This window comes from Microcoleus sp. AT8-A3, from assembly GCF_036705675.1.
Classification (GTDB): domain Bacteria; phylum Cyanobacteriota; class Cyanobacteriia; order Cyanobacteriales; family Microcoleaceae; genus Microcoleus.
The window spans coordinates 1-20186 of the sequence record NZ_JAUBVD010000002.1; the positions used below are offsets into that span (position 1 = coordinate 1).

Here is a 20186-nt window from a genome sequence, read left to right on the forward strand (position 1 = left end):
CAGTTACACTAACCAGAGGGTTAGGCTAATCGTCCTTGGATATTCTTTATCCATTTGGATTAAACGAGTCGCACTCCCAAATACTTTTATTATATCCCGTATCAACAACCAGCTAATCTGCTAGAAGTATAACGATCGACCAACTAATGAGCAATCTCAACGAATCTCTGTCTGCACTTCCTTCCTATTGGCCCTTGCCCGATCTATCCCCAGCGGCTTTTGTCGCTGAAGGCGCTATTGTCATCGGCAGGGTAGAGGTGGCTGCGGGCGCTAGTATCTGGTATGGGGCGGTGGTGCGGGCGGATATAGAGCGAATTGTGATCGGCTCAAGTACCAATATCCAAGATGGAGCAATTCTGCACGGTGATCCAGGGAAACCGACTGTTTTGGAAGATTTCGTGACAGTGGGACACCGAGCCGTGATTCACTCAGCTTACATTGAACGGGGCTGCCTGATCGGGATTGGGGCGATCGTCCTGGATGGAGTGAGGGTGGGCACAGGCTCGATCGTCGGTGCAGGGGCGGTTGTCACCAAAGACGTTCCCCCTCACACGCTAGTTGCGGGAGTGCCTGCCAAACCCCTGCGGGATGTCTCTGAGGAAGAAGCAGCCGAGTTGGTGGAACACGCTAAGCGTTACGAAAAGTTGGCTTTGGTTCACGCGGGGAAAGGTTCTGATTTGGGATTTGGTTAGTTGATAGAATAAGATTTTCAGCAAAAAACTATTTGTTTCCAATGGCTTACACCGCGCAAAAAATCCTAACTTTTGAAACATTCCTCGATCGATATTGTGACAACTTCCGCTACGAGCTCGCTGACGGAGAATTAGTTGACATGGAACCCACAGGCCCCCACGAAACCGTCAGCGGTAAACTAGCAACTCAAATCGGCATCGCCATCGCAGCCGAAAAACTACCTTGGTTCATTCCGCGCACTTGTTTGATCCGTCCATTTTCAGATGCAGCTACTGCCCGCCGTCCCGATATTGTCGTATTAGATGAAACTGCTATTGTCAGCGAACCTCTTTGGGAAAGAGAACCAGTGATTACGCTGGGACGATCTATTAAATTGGTGGTAGAAGTCGTCAGCACTAACTGGGAAACAGATTATGCCCGAAAAGTTGAAGAATATGCTATTTTAGGGATTCCAGAGTATTGGATAGTTGATTATCGCGGATTGGGAGGCGTGGCTTTTATCGGTAAACCAAAACAACCTACTATCACCGTTTGCCAACTGATTGACCAAGATTACACGCAGCAACAATTTCGCCTCGGCGATCGGATTATTTCTCCTTTGTTAACCAGCTTGCAACTGCGGTTAGATGATGTTCTACCGCGTTAGGCGATCGACAACAAATTTTAGATTTTAGATGTTAGATTGGAGAATTGATTAATCTGGCAGCCCTGAACCCAATTGCTTTTGGCCAACAATCAACAGTCGAGCGATTTGAGATTTGAGATTTGAGATGGGAGAATTGATGAATCCGGGAGTCCAGAACCCAATTACTTTAAGTCAACAATCTACAGTCAACAACCGTCGGAAATCTCGGAATTTGTTCGATAGATAAAAGTTTAAAATAAAATAAAAAAAATTGTAAAGCTCGATCGAGCGCTAAGATTAATCACATGAATAACGATCGCACATCTACTCCAAACATCCCCCCGCACACCTGGAAACGTCCCATCGGCCTCGGTTGGGAGAATCCCTATACAGTCCGCTACGCAAGCAATCTCGACGACGGGCCCTGGCACGGAATGCCTCTGGGCGGGTTCGGTGCCGGCTGCATCGGGCGATCGTCCCGCGGCGACTTCAACCTCTGGCACATTGACGGCGGCGAGCACATTTTTCGCAGTTTGCCCGCTTGTCAGTTCAGCGTTTTTGAAGAAACTCAAGGCAAGAAACAAGCTTTTGCACTGTCCACTGAACCGCCTACCGATGGCAGTTTATCGAGTTGGAAATGGTATCCAAAAGAAGGAACAAGAGAAGAGTCTAATTCTGGTACTTATCATGCTTTGTATCCGCGCAGTTGGTTTGTTTACGAAAATGTGTTTCATGCTCAATTAAGCTGCGAGCAATTTTCGCCAATTTTGCCGAACAATTATCAGGAAAGCAGTTACCCAGTAGCCATGTTTGAATGGGTGGCGCACAATCCTACAGATGCGCCGATCACTCTCAGCATCATGCTGACTTGGGAGAATATTGTTGGTTGGTTTACTAATGCCAACAAGTCGCCGAAAGTGATGGTGCGAGATGATGGTAGTCCATTTTATGACTATCAATCCCGGTGGGGAGAAAGCGGCGGAAATATGAATTTGTTGGTGGAAGATTTTCACCGAATCGGTTGCGTGATGACGCGGTTGACTGCTGAGGAGGAACCGCAAGAGGGGGATGGACAATGGGCGATCGCAACTATTACTAATCCGGCGGTAGAAGTATTCTATCAAACTCGTTGGAACCCGGCGGGGAATGGCGAGGATGTTTGGCGCAACTTTTCTGCAGAAGGTTTCTTGTTGGATGACAAAGACGAGACAGCAGCAGCAGCAGGAGAACAGTTGGCTTGTGCGATCGCAGTTCGCTTTACTATTCGACCGGGAAAAACTCGCAAAATCCCCTTTATTATAGCTTGGGATTTGCCCGTTACTGAGTTTGCATCGGGAGTTTGGTACTACCGCCGCTATACGGACTTCTTCGGCCGCAACGGCAAAAATGCTTGGCCGATTATTCGCACTGCAATGAAGCATTCCGATACTTGGCGCGAAAATATTGAAGCTTGGCAAAAACCGATTTTAGAACGGAAAGATTTGTCAGACAGTTTTAAAATGGCTTTGTTTAACGAGTTATACGCCCTCACAGACGGCGGTACTCTTTGGAGTGCGGCTGACGAACGCGATCCCAAGGGTCAATTTGCGGTTTTGGAGTGCATTGATTACCGCTGGTACGAAAGTTTGGACGTGCGGCTTTACGGTTCTTTTGCTTTGTTAATGCTGTGGCCGGATTTGGAAAAGTCGGTGGTTTTAGCGTTTGCTAGGGCAATTTCTGCCGGAGACGATACGCCGAGAATTATTGGCTGGAATCAAGCTTCGGCTATTAGAAAAGCTGTCGGCGCGACGCCGCACGATTTGGGTGCTCCTAACGAACATCCTTGGGAGAAAACGAATTATACTAGCTATCAAGATTGCAATTTGTGGAAGGATTTGCCTTGCGATTTTGTGTTGCAGGTTTATCGGGATTTCCTGTTGACTGGCGCCACAGATTGTGAGTTTCTGCAAGAGTGTTGGCCGGCAATTGTTGAGGCTTTGGCTTATCTGAAAACTTTTGATGAGGATGGGGACGGAATTCCTGAGAATTCTGGAGCACCGGATCAGACGTTTGATGATTGGCAAATGCGGGGGATAAGTGCCTATTGCGGGGGTTTGTGGTTGGCGGCGCTGGAGGCTGCGATCGCGATCGGCGAAATCTTGGAAGATGCAGCACCGCAGATAATTCCTAACCCTCAAGCAAAGATAGCATTATATCACAGTTGGCTGCTACAAGCAAGACCGAGCTATCAAGAAAAACTGTGGAACGGTCAATATTACCGTTTGGACAGCGAGAGTAATTCCGAAGTGGTGATGGCCGACCAACTGTGCGGTCAATTTTACGCGAAACTGTTAGGATTACCGGATATTGTGCCGCCGGAATGTGCAGCCAGTGCTCTAGAAACTGTGTACGAATCTTGCTTTTTGAAGTTCAACGATGGCGAGTTCGGTGCGGCAAATGGGGTGATGCTGAACGGTTCGCCGGAAAATCCTAATGCGACTCATCCTTTGGAAGTTTGGACGGGTATTAATTTTGGGTTGGCGGCTTTTTTGGTACAGATGGGGATGGAGGAGAAAGCGTTTAAATTGACGGATGCGGTGGTGAAGCAGATTTATGAAAATGGGTTGCAGTTTCGGACGCCGGAAGCGATTACGGCGGGGGGAACTTTTCGGGCGAGTCACTATTTGCGGGCGATGGCAATTTGGGCGATTTACGGAGTGTTGACTAATTTTAAATAGGGGAAAAGGTAGATAGCAATCCTTGTAGGAGTTGTAATTTTTTTGACCCCACCCCAACCCTCCCCGAACCCGTGGGGAGGGAGTAAGAAATTCACAAATGATTTAGATTACTATATTAGGTGGTGAATCCCACTTAACTTTAAAAAATTTAAGACTTCATATCATGTCCCGTCGATTACCCTTCATCAGGTAGGGGCGGGTTCACCAATAACATCGGCCAATAATTGACAATCTCAAAAACCCGCCCGGCCGGGATATTATGGTCAATCCGATATGAGATCAACTCCATTTTTAGCAAGAAAAACGGTTAATTTAACTATCGCTAAAATTGACCGTTAAAATTTTTAGCCTTCCAGGGAGACGCTAATGTTTCCTGCTCAAACTTTAGCTATGCTAAAATTTTAAAATGAAACAGCCCTGCTGGGATGCGAGGGAGATCGAACTCGGCTATAAACTAGAGAGAAAAAGGGTTTGAGGCGATTGTTGACACCAATGCAGTCCGCACCTTACCCGTATATAATTTGGAGCGATCGCCAATTTCAAGATAAAATAGAAAAATGTCAAATCCTTTGCTTTCCCTCAACTACGAACCCGCCCTCGAATCCCTCGGTGGCGACTATTTTGATGAAGTCCCTGCGGCCGATTTTCCGCAGCATATTCTCCGCTTCCGCAACGACAAATTATTGCCGATATTGGGTTTAGACCCAGCACAAGTAACCGACCAACATTTTATCGAAGCGTTCGGGGAATTTCACTGCGTCCGCCCCTTTCTCGCACTCCGTTACCACGGCTATCAATTCAACCAATATAACCCCAATTTAGGTGATGGTAGAGGCTTCTTATACGGCCAAGTTCGCGGTACTGACGGCAGACTTTACGACTTCGGCACTAAAGGTTCCGGCCGCACTCCCTACTCGCGGGGCGGTGATGGTAGACTCACTCTCAAAGGGGGAATTCGCGAAGTTTTAGCTGCCGAAGCTTTGCACCGGTTGGGAGTTAGAACATCTCGCTGTTTTAGTTTAGTTGAAACTGGAGATGCTTTGTGGCGGGGGGACGAACCATCTCCGACGCGATCGTCCGTAATGGTGCGTTTCAGTCATTCTCACATCCGGTTTGGAACTTTTGAAAGATTGCACTATATCCGCCGCCCGGATTTAACTAAAAAACTTTTAGATTTTGTTATTGAATATTACTACCCTGAACTGCATTTAGAAGCAAGTAATGCCGGGGTTTCGCCTGCCGAAAAATATGCCCTATTTTATGCAGATTTAGTCAAGCGAGTAGCTGAATTAGTCGCTCAGTGGATGGCGGCAGGATTTTGCCACGCCGTGCTGAATACTGATAATATGTCAATTACAGGAGAAAGTTTCGATTACGGGCCTTTCGCTTTTATCCCAACTTACAAGCCGCAATTTACAGCAGCTTATTTTGACTATTCGGGTCTTTATTGTTACGGCAATCAACCGTTGATTTGTAGGGACAATTTAGAGAAGCTTCAGGAACCGCTAGCAGCGGCGATTCCTCAAGCTGATATGGATGCGGGTTTGGCAAAGTTTGGCGATTATTATAATGCAGCTTATCGGCGGTTGATGCTAAATAGATTGGGATTTGAGGATTTGCCAGAAGCTGATGGAGATGAGTTGTTGAAGGTGACAATTAAAATGCTGGCGGAGTCTCAAGTAGGCTATCACGATTTCTTTTTTGAACTGCGAAGACAGTTTTCTGGCACTTGGCGAGATGATGCTAGTCTAATTTTTACTGAGGCGGAACCGGCGGACTTGATAGCACCTTGGCGACAGTTTTATTATCACGTTTTGCAAAGTTTGTCGGCGGATGATATGGACAAAATGGCGGACAGGTTGCTGCGGCACAATCCCGAACAATCGCTGTTGAGACCGACGATTGAGGCTGTTTGGGAACCGATAGCTATTGATGATAATTGGGAACCGTTTTATGAGTTGGTGAAGAGACTGCAAGACCCAGAAAATTGATTGATAATAGCTTGAATTAATAGCGCGTAATGGCTGGTTCACCTGCATTTTCTGTTGGTATTAAAGATTAGCGTGAACCAGCCCCGGAGCAATCTGAGATTATAAAAATCTGCCACATAAGAAATATAACACCGAGAAATAATGACTAATGACTAATGACCGAAAGCATCCAGGATACAAGCCCCCGGATTCATTCCGAAAGCAGAATCAGGACGGAGAAATACAGCATATTCGGTGGTTGATGAAGTACAGTAGCTGCTATATTTATGTTGTGTGATTTTAATATGTAGGGTGCGGATCTGCGACCTTTTAAATAGAACTTGCAGATTGACTGGTGGCGACGCACCTTACTTACTACAAGATTGTGTGTACTAAATATACATGGAATATGCTGTAAAAAACCTGTATCCGATGAAACTTGCCGAACGTATTTATCTCGCGCAAGTCAATGATTCAATTCTAAAATCTAAAATCTAAAATCTAAAATCTAAAATCTAAAATCTAAAATCTAAAATCTAAAATCTAAAATCTAAAATCGATTGACTACTTGAGTTTTTCAATCTCAAATTGTGCATCTTTGTAACCGCCAGTAAGTCCTTGATCGAGAAACATTTTGCCAGCTTTTTCTAAATCGCTAATTGCTCCTGCTTTGTCTCCCAAGGAGCTACGAACCATGCCTCTACCGTAGTAAGCAGCAGCATAATTAGGACTGATCCGAATAGCTTGCACGTAATCTGCGATCGCACTATTGTAATTCTTTAACTCGTGATAAATCTTAGCCCGATTGGCGTAAGCTTCAGCATTGTTGGGATTGAACCCGATTGCTGCTGTAAAATCTGCGATCGCCCCCTGGGCGTCACCCCCGGCGCTGCGAGCTAAACCGCGATTGTTAAAAGCATTAAAATCATTCGGATTCACTGTCAGCGCTTGAGTGCAATCGGCAATTGCTTTGGGATAATCCTTCAAATTTAAATAAGCAATGCAGCGATTGTTGTAAGGAACCCCATCCTCCTCGCTCAGCGAAATTGCCTGAGTACAATCGTCAATTGCCGCTTGATGCGCTCCTAAATTCAACTGGGTGCTACAACGATTAGCGTAAGCATCTCCACTCTTGGGATCGATCGCAATTACCTGAGAATAATCCGCCAAAGCTCCCTGATAATCTCCTAGGTGAAAGCGAGCTCTCCCCCGACTGTAGAAAGCATCAACATTCTTAGCATCAAGTTTAATTGCTTCAGTATAATCTCCAATCGCCCCCTGCAAATCGCCACTCCCAGCACGAGCCAACCCCCGCGAATGATAAGCTTTAACCAGGTTCGGCTGCAACCGAATTACTTCATTAAAATCCTGAATAGCCATCTTGTAATCTTGCAGTTCTAAATAAGCAACTCCTCTTTCATAATATGTATCAGCATCCTTGGGCTGGAGATTCAGAGCTTGAGTGTAATCCTCTATCGCCCCGCGCGTGTCGTTAAAATCGTGACGGGCTAGGCCGCGGTTAAAATAAGCCTGAACATATTTAGGATTGAGAGCGATCGCCTGAGAATAATCTGCAATTGCTTCTTGATATTTTTGTAAATCATAATTAGCATTACCGCGCTGGTAAAAACTCTCAGCATTTTTAGGATTCAATTGAATTGACTTATTAAAAGCCTGCAAAGCTGCATCCGCATCTTTATTGCGAGACTTTTCCACTCCCTGTTCGTAATATTCCTGAGCTTTAATCGGATTCGGGCGGCGCCAGTAACTAAACAGAAATATCAGAACTATTGCCGCCCCGACGCCTGCCAAAATCAGCAACCAAAATCGACTTCCCAAACGTGACGAAAAACTATCAGAAGAAACTAAGGTGGGAGCCATACTTTTCTTGTGAGCCGGATTCATCGGTTCTTGGCGGTGTCTCAACTTGCTCAGAGCTAGCAAAACTTCATCCGCAGATTGATAGCGCTTGGCAAATTGGTGACAGACCATTTTGTCAATTATATTGGCTAATCCCACAGAACATTGAGCTCGGTTTCGCCAAACAATTTCCCCGGTATGAGAAGGACTCGGATCTTGCAATTTTGGCAAATCCGTACCGGGTAAACCAGTGATAGCTTGGACTGCCATCATCCCGACTGCATAGAGGTCACTGCTAAATTGCGGGTTGCCTTGAAATTGTTCGATCGGCATATAAGCCGGAGTACCAGTAGCAATGGTGCGCGGAAATTCGGTATCGTAGTCACTGACGTGACTTGCAACTTCTTTAACCGAACCAAAGTCAATTAAAACTAATTTGCCGTCTGGTTTGCGGCGGATTAAGTTGGAGGGATTAACATCGCGGTGAATCACTCCCTGAGAGTGTACGAAGGCGAGAACTTGTAACACTTCTTGCAACAGATCCAGCACTCGTTCTTCTCGCCAAGGTTGACCGGCCACAATTTCCCTATTTAGGGCGTGTCCGGGGACAAACTCTTCAACGAGGTAGAATTGATTCGCTTCTTCAAAATAAGCTAGTAAAAATGGAATTTGATCGTGTTTTCCCAGCTTTTCTAATATTTCTGCTTCTTGTTTAAATAAGCGATAAGCTGTTTTGAGAACTGTGGAAGTGTTGCTGGGAGGGCGCAGTTGTTTGACTACACATTGAGGATGGCCCGGTCGGCGAGTATCGACAGCTAAATAAGTCTGTCCAAAAGCTCCTGAACTGAGAATTTGCACTACGCGATAACGCCTGTCTAAAAGTTGACCAACCATGTTCATATCTATAATTTAGAATTGGTAACGGGGAATTGGTAATTTGTAATTGGTAATTTGTAATTGGTAATTTTGCTTTCTTGTTTCTTCCTTTTTTCTTCTCCCTTCTGACTTTTTTCTGCTTTTTTTAACATCTGAATGGTGACTAATAGTTTATTTAGGGTCGTTGATTTGTGATTGTGCGTTTTGGAAACCATCGGCTCTTCCTTGTTCTAGAAAGAGGGTTGCAGCTTTCTGAAAATCCTCGATCGCCCCAGCACGGTCTTTGAGTTGGCGGCGGACGAGGCCCCGGCTATAAAAAGCGCTAGCATTGTTGGGGTTGAGCCGCAGCGAGTGAGCGAAATCCTCAACTGCTAAAGGGTAATTTTTTAGTTCTGAGTAAATAGTACCGCGATTGCTGTAAGCTACTGCATCGCTGGGATTGAGCCGAATTGCTTGAGTAAAATCTTCTAAAGCTCCCTGCTTGTCTCCTGAAGCCGATCGAGCTAATCCTCGATTGCTGTATGCTTTGGGATTGTTGCCGTTGAGTCCGATCGTCAAACTGCAATCTTCGCTAGCCTTTTGAAATTGCTTTAAATTCAGATAAGCAATGCAGCGGTTGTTGTAAGCTGCTTCATCTTTTGGATCGAGGCGAATTCCTTCGGTGCAATCTGCAATCGCTTTGTCGTAGGTGGCCAAATTCAAGTAAGCGCTGCACCGATTGGTATAAGCATCGGCGAGATCTGGTTGTAATTCGATCGCCTTAGTATAATCTTCCATCGCTCCTTGATAATCTGCCAGATTAAATCTCGCTCGACCACGACTGTAGTATACGCCAGCTTGTTTGGGGCTAATTTGAAGGGCTTGAGTAAAATCTGCCATTGCTCCTGTTTTGTCGCCTGCTGCCGATCGAGCTAAACCCCGATTGCTGTAAGCTGTAGCATCGTTGGGACTGAGCCGAATTGCCTGAGTGTAGTCTTCAATTGCTGTGCGGTAGTCGCCCAAATCGTAGTAGGCCAAACCCCGCTGAGAGTAGGCCTCACCGTCGCTGGGATTGAGTCGCACTACTTGGGTGAAATCTTCCACGGCCCCCCGCTTGTCCCCGATGTCGAGGCGGGCCATACCTCGATTGTAGAGAGCTTTGGTGTGGCTGGGATTGACTTTAATTGCTTGCGTGTAATCCTGTATTGCTTCCTCGGTGGCGCCCGTGTCGTAGCGAGCGTTTGCCCGCTTGTAGTAAGTTTCCGCATCGCTGGCATTCAGGGCGATCGCTTGAGTATAATCGGCGATCGCGCCTGTTGTGTCCCCTTGCTGCGCCTTGGTAACGCCGCGGGCCAACAATTCTTTTGACCTCGCCGGACTTTGACTCTGCCAAAAGTAAATCATCAGTGCAGTCAAGATTAAAGCTGCCGCTGTTGCAGCCAACAGCAGCAGTTTGGTTTGGCTTTGTCTTCGCGGTTGACTCATAGCGTCCGTGATGATTGTGGCTGGCGGCGGCTCAACCTCCAATTTTACGGCGATTTGTTTGAGGTCTGCTAAAACTTCGGCGGCCTCCTGATAACGTTCCTCGCAGTCGGGGCGCACCATTCGATCGATAATATCTGCTAGGGCGACCGAACAAGTTGCCCGGTTTCGCCAGGGAATTTCGTTTTTGTTGTTTTTTAAGGCACTCAGTTCGTTGGGTGAGAGTCCCGTGACGGCAATCTGGGCGATCGTACCTAGAGCGTAGATGTCGCTATTGTAACGGGGGTTGCCGCTCGATTGCTCGATCGGCACGTATAATTCCTGAGCCGCCAAATCCTGTTTTTTTGCCACAGGCCGTTTAACAGAGTTCGGGGAAGTTTGCGACAACAAATGACAGTTAGCAAGTTCCGGGTTAATTTCTTTGTCTAAGCTAAAGTCTACCAATACAAATTTGCCGTCAGACTCGCGCCGGATCGCTCTGTCTGGTTGAATTCTGCGGTGAATAAAACCCTTCTCGTGGATGAACACCAAAATTTCTAATATTTCTGATAGCAGATTAATTACTTGGTCTTCATCCCAAGGTTGACCGGGTATTAGTTCTTGACTTAAAGGTAATCCGGCAATAAATTCTTCAATTAAGTATAAACTTTGATTTTCCTCAAAATACGCCAATAATTCCGGGATTTTGTCGTGTTTTCCCAATTTTTCAATTATTTCGGCGTTTCTTTGAAATAAAACTTTGACTAATTCTGGAGTTTGCGAACTTGTGCCGGGTAGCCGCATTTCTCTAACCGTGCATTGCGGATACCCGGGACGGTGAGTATCTGCTGCTAGATAAGTTTTTCCCACCTCACTTGAGTCTGTGACTTTAATGATGCGGTAACGTCTGTCTAGAAGTTGACCAATCATACTTTGCCCTCTACCCTGTCAATCGATTTTAGATTTTAGATTTTAGATTTTAGATTGAAGCATTGACCCCACAGATAAATTCGGGGGGCAAGTTTCATCGGATACAGGTTTTTTCTTTCTCCACGGATGAATCCGGGGGCTTGTATCCTGGATGCTTGATTGTCAATTTTCCATTATCGCATGAAATCAGAATAGCCAAAATATTTGGCTGAGTAATTTAAGTTCGATCGATCCGTGACTCCTACCCAAAAACCGATAGTTGCTTTCCGACAGGAGTCGTTAGCCTCCCAAAATTTTAGACCCCTGTTCAAGCTACCCGATTCATTTGTGGAGTCAATCTAAAATCTAAAATCGACTGACTGGACAAACGGGCGATCGGATTGGCTAGCCAAGTCCATCGCTGTTGCCACGCTCTTCTAATATTTTAGAAAAAAAATGCTGAAATTGTTTATCCTGTCAATGAGATATGTATAATTTAACAACCAAGCCGGAGGTCAGTCAAATGAACGTACAAGTGGTTGAATCCCTAATTCAAGTTATCTGGTCTCTCGCAGCCGACGAGCAATTAGCGATTCTAGGGAAAAGATTACCAAATATCTCCTACGCTTCGACCCGGAAACTGGTGCATTTTGCCCTAAAGGGCGACTATTTTAATTTTTTGAATGACGAACTAGAGATTTATACTCTCAAATACCGAGAAGCAATTGCCTGATACTCAAAAACAGGAGATTGAGAGAACTTTTAAATGTGTGAACAATAAAAATGTCTGAATCACTAACAAAAGGAGGAACGATCGCAGCGATCGCCACCGCCATAGTTCCCCAACAAGGCAGCGTCGGCATTGTGCGAGTTTCCGGTTCCGCAGCCTTAAAAATTGCCGAAACTCTGTTTCGCGCCCCAGGACGGCAAATTTGGGAGTCTCACCGCATTCTTTACGGCCACATCCGCCGCCCCAAAACTCAAGAAGTAGTCGATGAAGCTTTGCTGCTAATCATGAAAGCGCCGCGTTCTTTTACTCGCGAAGATGTGGTGGAATTTCACTGTCACGGTGGCATTATGGCTGTGCAGCAAGTCTTGCAGTTGTGTTTGGAACATGGGGCGAGATTAGCCGCGCCAGGAGAGTTTTCGCTGCGGGCTTTTTTGAACGGGAGGCTGGATTTAACTCAAGCTGAAAGTATCTCAGATTTGGTGGGAGCAAAATCGCCCGCTGCTGCACAAAGTGCTTTGGCCAGTTTGCAGGGAAAATTAGCGCAGCCCATTCGCAAATTGAGAACAACTTGTTTGGACGTGTTGGCAGAAATTGAGGCGAGAATTGATTTTGAGGAAGATTTGCCGCCTTTAGATGAAGCTAAAACATCTTTGGAAATAAATCATGTTTTGGAGGAATTGTCAACAATTTTGGCGACGGCAGATCGCGGAGAATTGTTGAGAACCGGTTTGAAAGTAGCGATTGTTGGGCGGCCGAATGTGGGAAAATCGAGTTTGTTGAATGCGTGGAGTAAGAGCGATCGGGCGATCGTCACGGATTTGCCCGGTACGACGCGGGATGTGGTAGAATCGCAGCTAGTTGTGGGCGGCATTCCGGTGCAGGTGCTCGATACTGCGGGCATTCGAGAAACCGAAGACAAGGTAGAAAAAATTGGCGTTGAGCGATCGCGCGCAGCAGCAAAACAAGCCGATTTAGTGTTGTTGACAATTGACGCGACATCTGGTTGGACAGAGGGCGATTCGGAAATTTACGAACAAGTAAAGCACCGCCAGCTAATTATAATTATCAACAAAATCGACTTAGTAAAAACCCTCCCCGAACTACCTTTTTCCTCAGAAATTCACCCAATAGTTACCACAGCCGCCGCCATCGACCGAGGCATAGAAGACTTAGAAACAGCAATTTTAGATGCTGTCAGCGGGGGAAATTTGCAAGCAGCCAACTCCGACTTAGCAATCAACCAGCGACAAGCAGCGGCCTTAACTAAAGCTAAAATTTCTCTGGAACAATGCACAGAGACTATGAACAACAAATTGCCTTTAGATTTCTGGACAATAGATTTGCGCGGTGCAATTCAAGCATTGGGGGAAGTTACGGGCGAAGAAGTGACAGAATCAGTGCTGGACAGAATATTTAGCAGGTTTTGCATTGGCAAATAGTAATAGCAGGACTTACGTAAAACCTCTCTATTACAGGTTTGCAATCCTCACTTTACTGCTATCACTTGAAAATTCAGAAGATTGACTGACTCGCTTGGTTGATTTTTGGCAGATTGAGTGGTTCCTACCGTAAATCAGCCCGGCCAATCCTTCAATCTAAAATCTAAAATCTAAAATCTAAAATCGATTCGCTCATTCTTACGATCGAGGTCTTCCCAGACTGGTAATATAAAGCACAGCCTCTCCCGCAGGAATACCGAGAACGTCATTGACGCGATCGTCAAAAAAGCCCGCGATACCGCTGACACCCAAACGCAGTTGCATAGCTGCTAAATTCAACCGCTGGCCCAAATGACCCGCGTCCATGTGCAAATAGCGGTAAACTCGATCGCCATATTTTGCTACAGCCCTGTTCAAATCCGCCGTGTGAAATAACAGCGCCCCCGCATCTCTGCCCAAGTCTTGCCCCAAACACAAAAAATGCAATTCCCTGCGGAAATTCTTAAACCGAATTTGCCGCAATTCTTGAGCTTTCGGAGCGTAATAGTAACAGCCTTCTTCTAACCCATGCACTCCCGAAACAGCAATAAAAGTCTCGATCAAACTTAGATCGAAATAGTCTGGATTACCGTCTAATCCTTGGTCGATATAGTGCTGCGGCTGGTAAGTAAAATCCAGCATAGCTAGCAGTTCGCCCAAGCTCAAAGAAGCACCTGTATAAGCACGGGTCGAACGCCTTTTGAGCATAGTGTTTTCTAAAGTTTCCAGGTTCACTCCCCAAGGAATCGAAGGAGTGACAGTCGAAACTTTAGTACAAAAGGGAAAGTTGTATTTATCTTCTAATTCCCCTTCATTTTCATCAACTTTCCAGCCGTCAGATCCGGTAGGGTCTGATTCTAAATGCGTCGCTTTGTGGAGGTATTTTAACAGTTGACCTTCGGAAATTTTCGGGTAATCAGTGGTGGTGTTTCCGGGCAAAGCTGTTTTAAATTTAGGCAAGTTTTGGTCAATATCTAGCAAGTCGGCTAAAGCAACTACACAAATTGCTCCTTCTTGATCCGAGTCGATGTACAGTAATTCATTGACAGCTTCGTCGGCGAATCCTCCAATCAGGTGAGGTCGGTAATCGTTGACGGCGCAAGCTAACTCGATATTGCTCAATAAATGACCGGTGTCTAGAAAAATTCGCCGATAAGCTCGGTCTTCGTAACGCCAAGAAGAACGGAAAAAAACAGTGGTAATGGCGATCGCCAATTGGGTATTTTCTAGCGCGGGCGACTGGAAACAAGCTGCTTGCAATGTCGGCCAAACTTGACTGTCCCAAAAATGAACAAGTGAATGAGTTCTGCACTGATAGTTGTAGAGTCCGGCCGGCAACTGGGCAGTGCCACGGGAAATTAAATAAACCTCTGCTGGGTAGAGTCCACCCGCCGACGGTGCGGATCGCAAATACAGGTAGCTGTCGTCTACCGTCTGCACTTTCGCCGTCAACCCGTAGCTGCACAGCAACAAGCTAGATAACCGATGCCACCAAGCGGCATCGGGATCGGCATCGGCATCCTCCGAGGGGTCTTTGAGATAAGGCTTGAGGTCAAAATACGCTCCAATTTTATATTCTTTGAAAGGCACAGGTTGCTCTGTCCAATCTAGCTGTTTGCTTTTAGCGGCAATGGTTTCAGGGTCGTATTTTGTCCGTTCGTGGTAGTGCTGAGCAATGGAGAGAGGAAGTTCTGGCATATTTCAGTAGAGGATTGGCTTTGGTTTCTCGATCGATCTTGACATTACTAACCGCTTACTGGTTAAGCAAGGCAGAAATTTACAAATATAAAAAAAATCTTAGAAAAAATGCGACTGTTGTTACACAAGCTTAACATAAGAATATGCCTAAGTATAAATACGCAGAATAATAACCATTAATTACTGTTATGGATTGGCTGCAGTAGCTGTCGTCATGAGGGGTGAAAATGCAAAAGCTAAGCGCTGAGGAATTGCTCGCTCAGTATGCTGAGGGCCAGCGAAACTTTAACGCAGTTGACTTAAGTGAAGATAACTTGTTTCAAGCAGATTTGACAGAAATAAATCTTTCTGGTAGCGTTCTGAGGCGAGCTTATTTGCCCTACGGAAATTTGACTCAAGCCAATCTTTATAAAACTGATTTGCAAGATGCTGAATTGGGCGATATTCAACTTTATCAAGCTAACTTGTCGGAAGCAACTTTATCAAGAGCAAACTTATCAAGAGCAAATTTGCGTCACGCCAATTTGCAAGGTGCTAATTTGCAGAAAGCCAATTTGCAAGGTGCGGATTTGTACAATGCAGATTTGACGAATGCCGATTTGAGATATGCGGATTTGAGCCGTGCTAATTTGGAGAAAGCAAAGTTAACCAAAGCTCAATTAGCGGGATGCAACTTATTTCGATCGCGCTTGGTTGATTTGTCGGAAGCCGAGTGCGATCGCACGACTATCGGCCCCGAAGGCTATTGATGATTGGCAGCGGCTAATCTAGGGCGTAGGGCGATCGGCTTAATTAGTCGTGAAGCGTAAGCTGTTCTACATTTAAATTGTCTGTTAAAAAACAATTCCCCGTCTTGTGGGGTGGGGTGGGCCTAAAAGCCCGCCCTGAATATACAATTTAAATGCGCGACAGCGTAGCTATCCCGTAGGGAATCGCCCTTTTTAAAATTTCTTAACATTTCTCGACACGCCGGAAAAGGTGAGTTACAGTCGTAGAGAACTTATCGCTCCGCAACATTGACAATAAATAACACATTTTTTCAGCGAAAAACAGGCTAAAATTTATGAATTCTCCAGACAACAAATCCAGAGAACTCCGGCGCAAAGAACAAGAACTGCGGAAGCGCGAACAAGAAATTAGGCTCCGCGAACTAGAAGCCGAAATTGACCGTTCAGTGCCCGAACATCTAACAAGCAAGTACCAAGAACCCGACAGCCAAGTTAACGGCAAACTCAAACAGTGGCGCAGAAAAATTATAGCAGCCGCTCAATTTACAGGCATTGTCATTGCTGTTATCGTTGCAGTTCGCATAGCATCTTGGCTGGCAGCCGCGCTGATAGTGGGAGGCATTGCTTTCATAGCTTACAAAATGTTTATTGAAGAAGACAAAATTTGAGAATGTCAAGCAGGAAACTATCAGGAAATACCCATGAACCTTAAAGTAGAAACTAGCAACTTTCTCAACGATTTAGAGCGAGTAGCCGCCGTCCGCCGAGAAATTGCCACTCGCCTCAGCAACATCGCCACAGCCATCAACCAATCAGAATTAGCAGGAGGAGAAGCATCGGGAAAACTCGGTTTAGAAACAGACAACGCCGACATTGATATCGCCAGTAAAAACTTGCGCCAAGGAGTCTTTCGGCTGCTAGTGCTAGGCGACATGAAACGCGGTAAAAGCACTTTTCTCAATGCGTTAATCGGCGAAAACTTACTGCCCAGCGACGTAAACCCCTGTACAGCTTTGCTGACGATTTTGCGCTACGGTTCAGAAAAAAAAGTCACCGTTTATTTCAATGACGGCAAAAGCCCAAAACAGCTAGATTTTAAAAGTTTTAAACAGAACTACACAATTGACCCCGCTGAGGCAAAACGCTTAGAAGAAGAAAAGAAACCAGCATTTCCAGATATCGATTGCGCCGTAGTAGAATATCCCTTACCTTTGCTGGAAAAAGGCATAGAAATAGTAGACAGTCCCGGACTGAACGATACAGAAGCCCGGAATGAATTATCTCTCGGTTACATCAACAACTGCCACGCTATTTTATTTGTACTTAGAGCCACTCAGCCTTGCACAATGGGCGAAAGACGCTATCTAGAAAATTACATCAAAAATCGCGGATTGAGCATTTTCTTCCTGATAAATGCTTGGGATCAGGTGCGGGAAAGTTTGATTGACCCGGATGATCCTGAAGAATTGGCAGAAGCAGAAGGGAAACTGCGGCGGGTTTTTCAAGCTAATTTGGCTGAATATTGTTTAACAGAAGGCCACGACATTTACGACGAGCGAGTGTTTGCAATTACCTCAATTAAGGCGCTCAGATTGCGGATGAAAAACCCGGATGCGGATTTGGCAGGTACTGGTTTTCCCGAGTTCATGGCGGCACTAAATACGTTTTTGACCCAGGAAAGAGCGATTTCGGAATTGCGTCCGGCGAGGACTTTGGCGCGTCAAATTTCTGCTCGTGTCCGCGAAACTGTTGGGCGCAGATTACCATTACTCGATCGCGATGTCAATGAATTGAAGGAAAAGATTAATTCAGTTGAGCCGGAGTTTAAAAAGCTGACTCACATTCGCGATGAGTTTCAACAAGAAATTATCGAAGTTAGAGATAGTAAATCGCGGGCGATCGCAGATTCTTTCCGCACCTACGTTCTCAACTTAGAAAATACCTTTGAAACAGATTTCTTACGGTATCAACCTGAACTGAGATTTCTGGATTTCTTCAGCCAAGGCAAGCGAGAAGCCTTTGAAGCATCGCTCAAACGAGCATTCGAGCAGTACATCAATGACAAACTAGCAGCTTGGACTCTAACTGCTGAACAAGAGATGAATTCAGCATTTTCGCAACTCTCGAAAAGTGCCGCAAATTACGGAGCATCTTACACGAAAGTGACTGAAAAAATCACCGAAAAACTAACGGGACAAAAAATACCAGCAGCAGTCAGCAACTCGAACGAAGATAACTCGCCCAGTTGGGCAAAATGGGCGATGGGATTGTTCTCGTTAACGACCGGGAATCTGGCAGGCGTAGCAATGGCAGGAGCAGGTTTTGATTGGAAAAATATCCTGCTCAACTTAATTACTGTGTTGAGCGTCAGTACGATTCTTGCTAGTTTGACGGGGATTGTTTTGGGGCCGCTGTACTTGGCTTTATTGGGGATGGGTGTTGGGGTTTTGCAAGCAGACGGAGCTCATAAACAGTTGGTGAAAGCGGCGAAAAAAGAGCTAGTGAAATATCTGCCGCAGGTGGCTCAAGAGCAGTGGCAGCCGATTCACGATGCTGTAAAAGAGTGTTTTGATGTTTACGGGCGGGAAGTGGGCGATCGCATGAATGGTGATATCAATTCTCGGAAATCAGAGTTAGATAATTTGCTGGAACAAAAGGAATCTCGCGAGATTAATTGTCAGGCTGAATCACAGCGGTTGAAAAAATTGGAGGCTGATGTTTCTGCCCAGTCGCAGAGTATCGAATCGCTATATCAAGCTTTCCTAGCATCCGCTTGAAATAAAACAACAATATGCAACAACCCGAAATTTATCAATACCTCACCGACAATCTCAAATCAGCACTCGGTATTCTCGAACTCGACAAAAACTCCCAACTTTATCTAGATACAACCTCAATCTGCGAGTATCTCGCCAAACCAACTTTTCAAATAGCTGTCTTTGGCCCGTTTAACTACGGCAAGTCAACTTTGCTCAATGCAATGCTTGGAAATCGTGCTTTGCCGATCGACCTTGTGCCCACTACAGGTGCTGCCATTTATGTCAACTACGGCGAGGAATTGCGCGCAAAAATTACCCTCAAAGACGGCACGGAAATTAGCGAACCGGGGACTGATGTTTTGAAACGCTACGCCATCCTTGACGACGCGAGACAAATGCGGGATGATGTGGCAGCCGTGAATGTTTACTGTCCCCATCCATTCCTGCAAACCGGTGTGGAATTGCTGGATTTGCCGGGAACCAACGATCGCGAAGAACAGGATAATTTGGTTCGGGATAAATTGCTAACGGCTGATTTGGTTGTGCAGGTTTTAGATGCTCGCAAATTGATGACTTTAGGCGAACGGGAGAACTTGAGAGATTGGTTGAGCGATCGCAACATCAACACAGTCGTCTTTGTTGCCAATTTTCTCAATCTACTCGAACCAGACGACCAAAAACAAGTTTACAATCGCTTGTTGTTTGTTGCCGAAAGTTTTCGCTCGAACTTGCCGAACAATATCAGCAATATCTACCGCGTCGATGCTTTGCCGGCTTTGAGGGCGAGGCTGAAAGGAGATGTGGCGGCCGCCCAAACTACAGGAATTGCCAGCTTTGAATCGGCTTTGCAGAGTATTGTGGCAGATCGACAGGAACAACTAGCAGTTAAGTTGCCCAGAATTGAAGCTATAGCTACTAAAATTTGCCAATCTCTTCGAGCCAAAGCTGAAACTGTCACCGCAGAAATAGCCGCTGCTCAAAAGAAGCACAAAGACAAAATTGAAATTAAACAAAAAGCTGAAAAACTGATATCAAAAGGCTTTCAAGCCAGCGTTTCCGATTTCGAGATTTGGCTTTACCAGCCCACACTTTTGCAGCGGTATCAATCGGAAATGGCGCTGTCGCTCCAGGAAGGGAGTTTTGATGCCTGGAAGCTAAAATTTGAGCGAGAGGTGTTGAAGCAGCAGCAAACCATCGCAGAATGGGTAAATAAAGCTTGCGAGTTCTTTGATAAAGAACAGCCGATCGCACTTTTGATTTCCTTTCCTCCATCCCCGCAAGTTAGCTTACCGGAACCGCCACCACCTCCAGCTCAAAAGTCGATCGACAGTGAAGTGACTCCTGTGGCGATCGCCACAGGCTTAGGTTGGCTATTGGGCGGGCCCGTGGGAGCCGCAGTAGTCGGCGGTGCTAGCTATATTTTGAATAAAAGAACTGGGTATGAAAAGCCGCCTGAATCGCCAGAAGCTTATCTAAATCAAGTAACGGAAATTTGCAGCGAGGCTGCTAAAAACTATCTCGCTCGCTTCAGTACCGATACTTTTTCCATGCTGCAACACTACAAGGAAATCGCCGGAAAAGTTATCTGTTTTCAAGACAGCAAAGAGCCATTAAATATGAATGTTCAACAGTACCAGTTACAGTTAGTAAATAATTTAATCGAGAACTTAGAAGCACAATTGGAGAGAATAAAAGTTATATGA

Annotated in this window: 13 protein-coding genes; 10 read left to right on the forward strand and 3 right to left on the reverse strand. The window is 45.6% G+C overall.

From position 1 onward, the window contains the following. Positions 1-146 precede the first annotated feature (146 nt). The 4 genes from QUB51_RS01555 to QUB51_RS01570 all read left to right on the forward strand — a co-directional run bounded on the left by QUB51_RS01555 (position 147) and on the right by QUB51_RS01570 (position 6026). Positions 147-692: a gamma carbonic anhydrase family protein gene (locus QUB51_RS01555; protein ID WP_333058341.1), complete on the forward strand. Its 546-nt coding sequence runs from the start codon at positions 147-149 to the stop codon at positions 690-692. A 41-nt stretch (positions 693-733) separates the two neighbouring features. After that, positions 734-1339, forward strand: coding sequence for a Uma2 family endonuclease (locus QUB51_RS01560; protein WP_333058342.1), 606 nt, complete (start codon positions 734-736; stop codon positions 1337-1339). Between the two features lie 284 nt (positions 1340-1623). Beyond that, positions 1624-4035 carry a GH116 family glycosyl hydrolase gene (locus QUB51_RS01565; protein ID WP_333259929.1) on the forward strand — a complete coding sequence of 804 codons (2412 nt, stop codon included), beginning with the start codon at positions 1624-1626 and terminating at the stop codon, positions 4033-4035. A gap of 557 nt (positions 4036-4592) precedes the next feature. Beyond that, positions 4593-6026 (forward strand): protein adenylyltransferase SelO family protein, encoded by a 1434-nt coding sequence (locus QUB51_RS01570; protein WP_333259932.1) that lies wholly within the window; start codon positions 4593-4595, stop codon positions 6024-6026. 543 nt (positions 6027-6569) lie between these two features. Here the strand turns inward: QUB51_RS01570 and QUB51_RS01575 are convergent. Together QUB51_RS01575 and QUB51_RS01580 are read right to left on the reverse strand one after the other, a co-directional pair. After that, a complete protein-coding gene (locus QUB51_RS01575) occupies positions 6570-8759 on the reverse strand; it encodes a tetratricopeptide repeat protein (protein WP_333057293.1) in 2190 nt (729 codons plus the stop codon). A gap of 153 nt (positions 8760-8912) precedes the next feature. After that, positions 8913-11111 (reverse strand): tetratricopeptide repeat protein, encoded by a 2199-nt coding sequence (locus tag QUB51_RS01580; protein WP_333259936.1) that lies wholly within the window; start codon positions 11109-11111, stop codon positions 8913-8915. A 502-nt stretch (positions 11112-11613) separates the two neighbouring features. On the opposite strand from QUB51_RS01580, the gene QUB51_RS01585 reads away from it, so the two are divergent. Continuing rightward, positions 11614-11823 carry a hypothetical protein gene (locus tag QUB51_RS01585; protein ID WP_333057296.1) on the forward strand — a complete coding sequence of 70 codons (210 nt, stop codon included), beginning with the start codon at positions 11614-11616 and terminating at the stop codon, positions 11821-11823. A 50-nt stretch (positions 11824-11873) separates the two neighbouring features. Beyond that, positions 11874-13259, forward strand: a complete 1386-nt coding sequence (gene mnmE / locus QUB51_RS01590) for a tRNA uridine-5-carboxymethylaminomethyl(34) synthesis GTPase MnmE (RefSeq protein ID WP_333211085.1) — start codon at positions 11874-11876, stop codon at positions 13257-13259. A 198-nt stretch (positions 13260-13457) separates the two neighbouring features. Here the strand turns inward: mnmE and QUB51_RS01595 are convergent, their stop codons facing one another. Next, on the reverse strand, positions 13458-14996 hold the full coding sequence (locus tag QUB51_RS01595) for a SagB/ThcOx family dehydrogenase (protein ID WP_333057298.1): 1539 nt from the start codon (positions 14994-14996) through the stop codon (positions 13458-13460). 227 nt (positions 14997-15223) lie between these two features. Here QUB51_RS01595 and QUB51_RS01600 point away from each other — a divergent pair, with 227 nt between their 5' ends. The 4 genes from QUB51_RS01600 (at position 15224) to QUB51_RS01615 (ending at position 20186) form a co-directional block, all read left to right on the forward strand. Continuing rightward, entirely contained in the window at positions 15224-15745 is a 522-nt protein-coding gene (locus QUB51_RS01600; RefSeq protein ID WP_333057299.1) for a pentapeptide repeat-containing protein, read from the forward strand. A gap of 314 nt (positions 15746-16059) precedes the next feature. After that, positions 16060-16392: a hypothetical protein gene (locus QUB51_RS01605; protein ID WP_333057300.1), complete on the forward strand. Its 333-nt coding sequence runs from the start codon at positions 16060-16062 to the stop codon at positions 16390-16392. Positions 16393-16425: 33 nt separating this feature from the next. Then, positions 16426-18501 carry a dynamin family protein gene (locus QUB51_RS01610; protein WP_333259939.1) on the forward strand — a complete coding sequence of 692 codons (2076 nt, stop codon included), beginning with the start codon at positions 16426-16428 and terminating at the stop codon, positions 18499-18501. Between the two features lie 14 nt (positions 18502-18515). Then, positions 18516-20186 (forward strand): dynamin family protein, encoded by a 1671-nt coding sequence (locus tag QUB51_RS01615; protein ID WP_333057303.1) that lies wholly within the window; start codon positions 18516-18518, stop codon positions 20184-20186.

What these genes read in the sequence shown, in the direction of transcription:
- QUB51_RS01555 (WP_333058341.1), top strand. Translation starts at nt 147, where the DNA reads ATGAGCAATCTCAACGAATCTCTGTCTGCACTTCCTTCCTATTGGCCC.
- QUB51_RS01560 (WP_333058342.1), top strand. Translation starts at nt 734, where the DNA reads ATGGCTTACACCGCGCAAAAAATCCTAACTTTTGAAACATTCCTCGAT.
- QUB51_RS01565 (WP_333259929.1), top strand. Translation starts at nt 1,624, where the DNA reads ATGAATAACGATCGCACATCTACTCCAAACATCCCCCCGCACACCTGG.
- QUB51_RS01570 (WP_333259932.1), top strand. Translation starts at nt 4,593, where the DNA reads ATGTCAAATCCTTTGCTTTCCCTCAACTACGAACCCGCCCTCGAATCC.
- QUB51_RS01575 (WP_333057293.1), bottom strand. Translation starts at nt 8,759, where the DNA reads ATGGTTGGTCAACTTTTAGACAGGCGTTATCGCGTAGTGCAAATTCTC.
- QUB51_RS01580 (WP_333259936.1), bottom strand. Translation starts at nt 11,111, where the DNA reads ATGATTGGTCAACTTCTAGACAGACGTTACCGCATCATTAAAGTCACA.
- QUB51_RS01585 (WP_333057296.1), top strand. Translation starts at nt 11,614, where the DNA reads ATGAACGTACAAGTGGTTGAATCCCTAATTCAAGTTATCTGGTCTCTC.
- mnmE (WP_333211085.1), top strand. Translation starts at nt 11,874, where the DNA reads ATGTCTGAATCACTAACAAAAGGAGGAACGATCGCAGCGATCGCCACC.
- QUB51_RS01595 (WP_333057298.1), bottom strand. Translation starts at nt 14,996, where the DNA reads ATGCCAGAACTTCCTCTCTCCATTGCTCAGCACTACCACGAACGGACA.
- QUB51_RS01600 (WP_333057299.1), top strand. Translation starts at nt 15,224, where the DNA reads ATGCAAAAGCTAAGCGCTGAGGAATTGCTCGCTCAGTATGCTGAGGGC.
- QUB51_RS01605 (WP_333057300.1), top strand. Translation starts at nt 16,060, where the DNA reads ATGAATTCTCCAGACAACAAATCCAGAGAACTCCGGCGCAAAGAACAA.
- QUB51_RS01610 (WP_333259939.1), top strand. Translation starts at nt 16,426, where the DNA reads ATGAACCTTAAAGTAGAAACTAGCAACTTTCTCAACGATTTAGAGCGA.
- QUB51_RS01615 (WP_333057303.1), top strand. Translation starts at nt 18,516, where the DNA reads ATGCAACAACCCGAAATTTATCAATACCTCACCGACAATCTCAAATCA.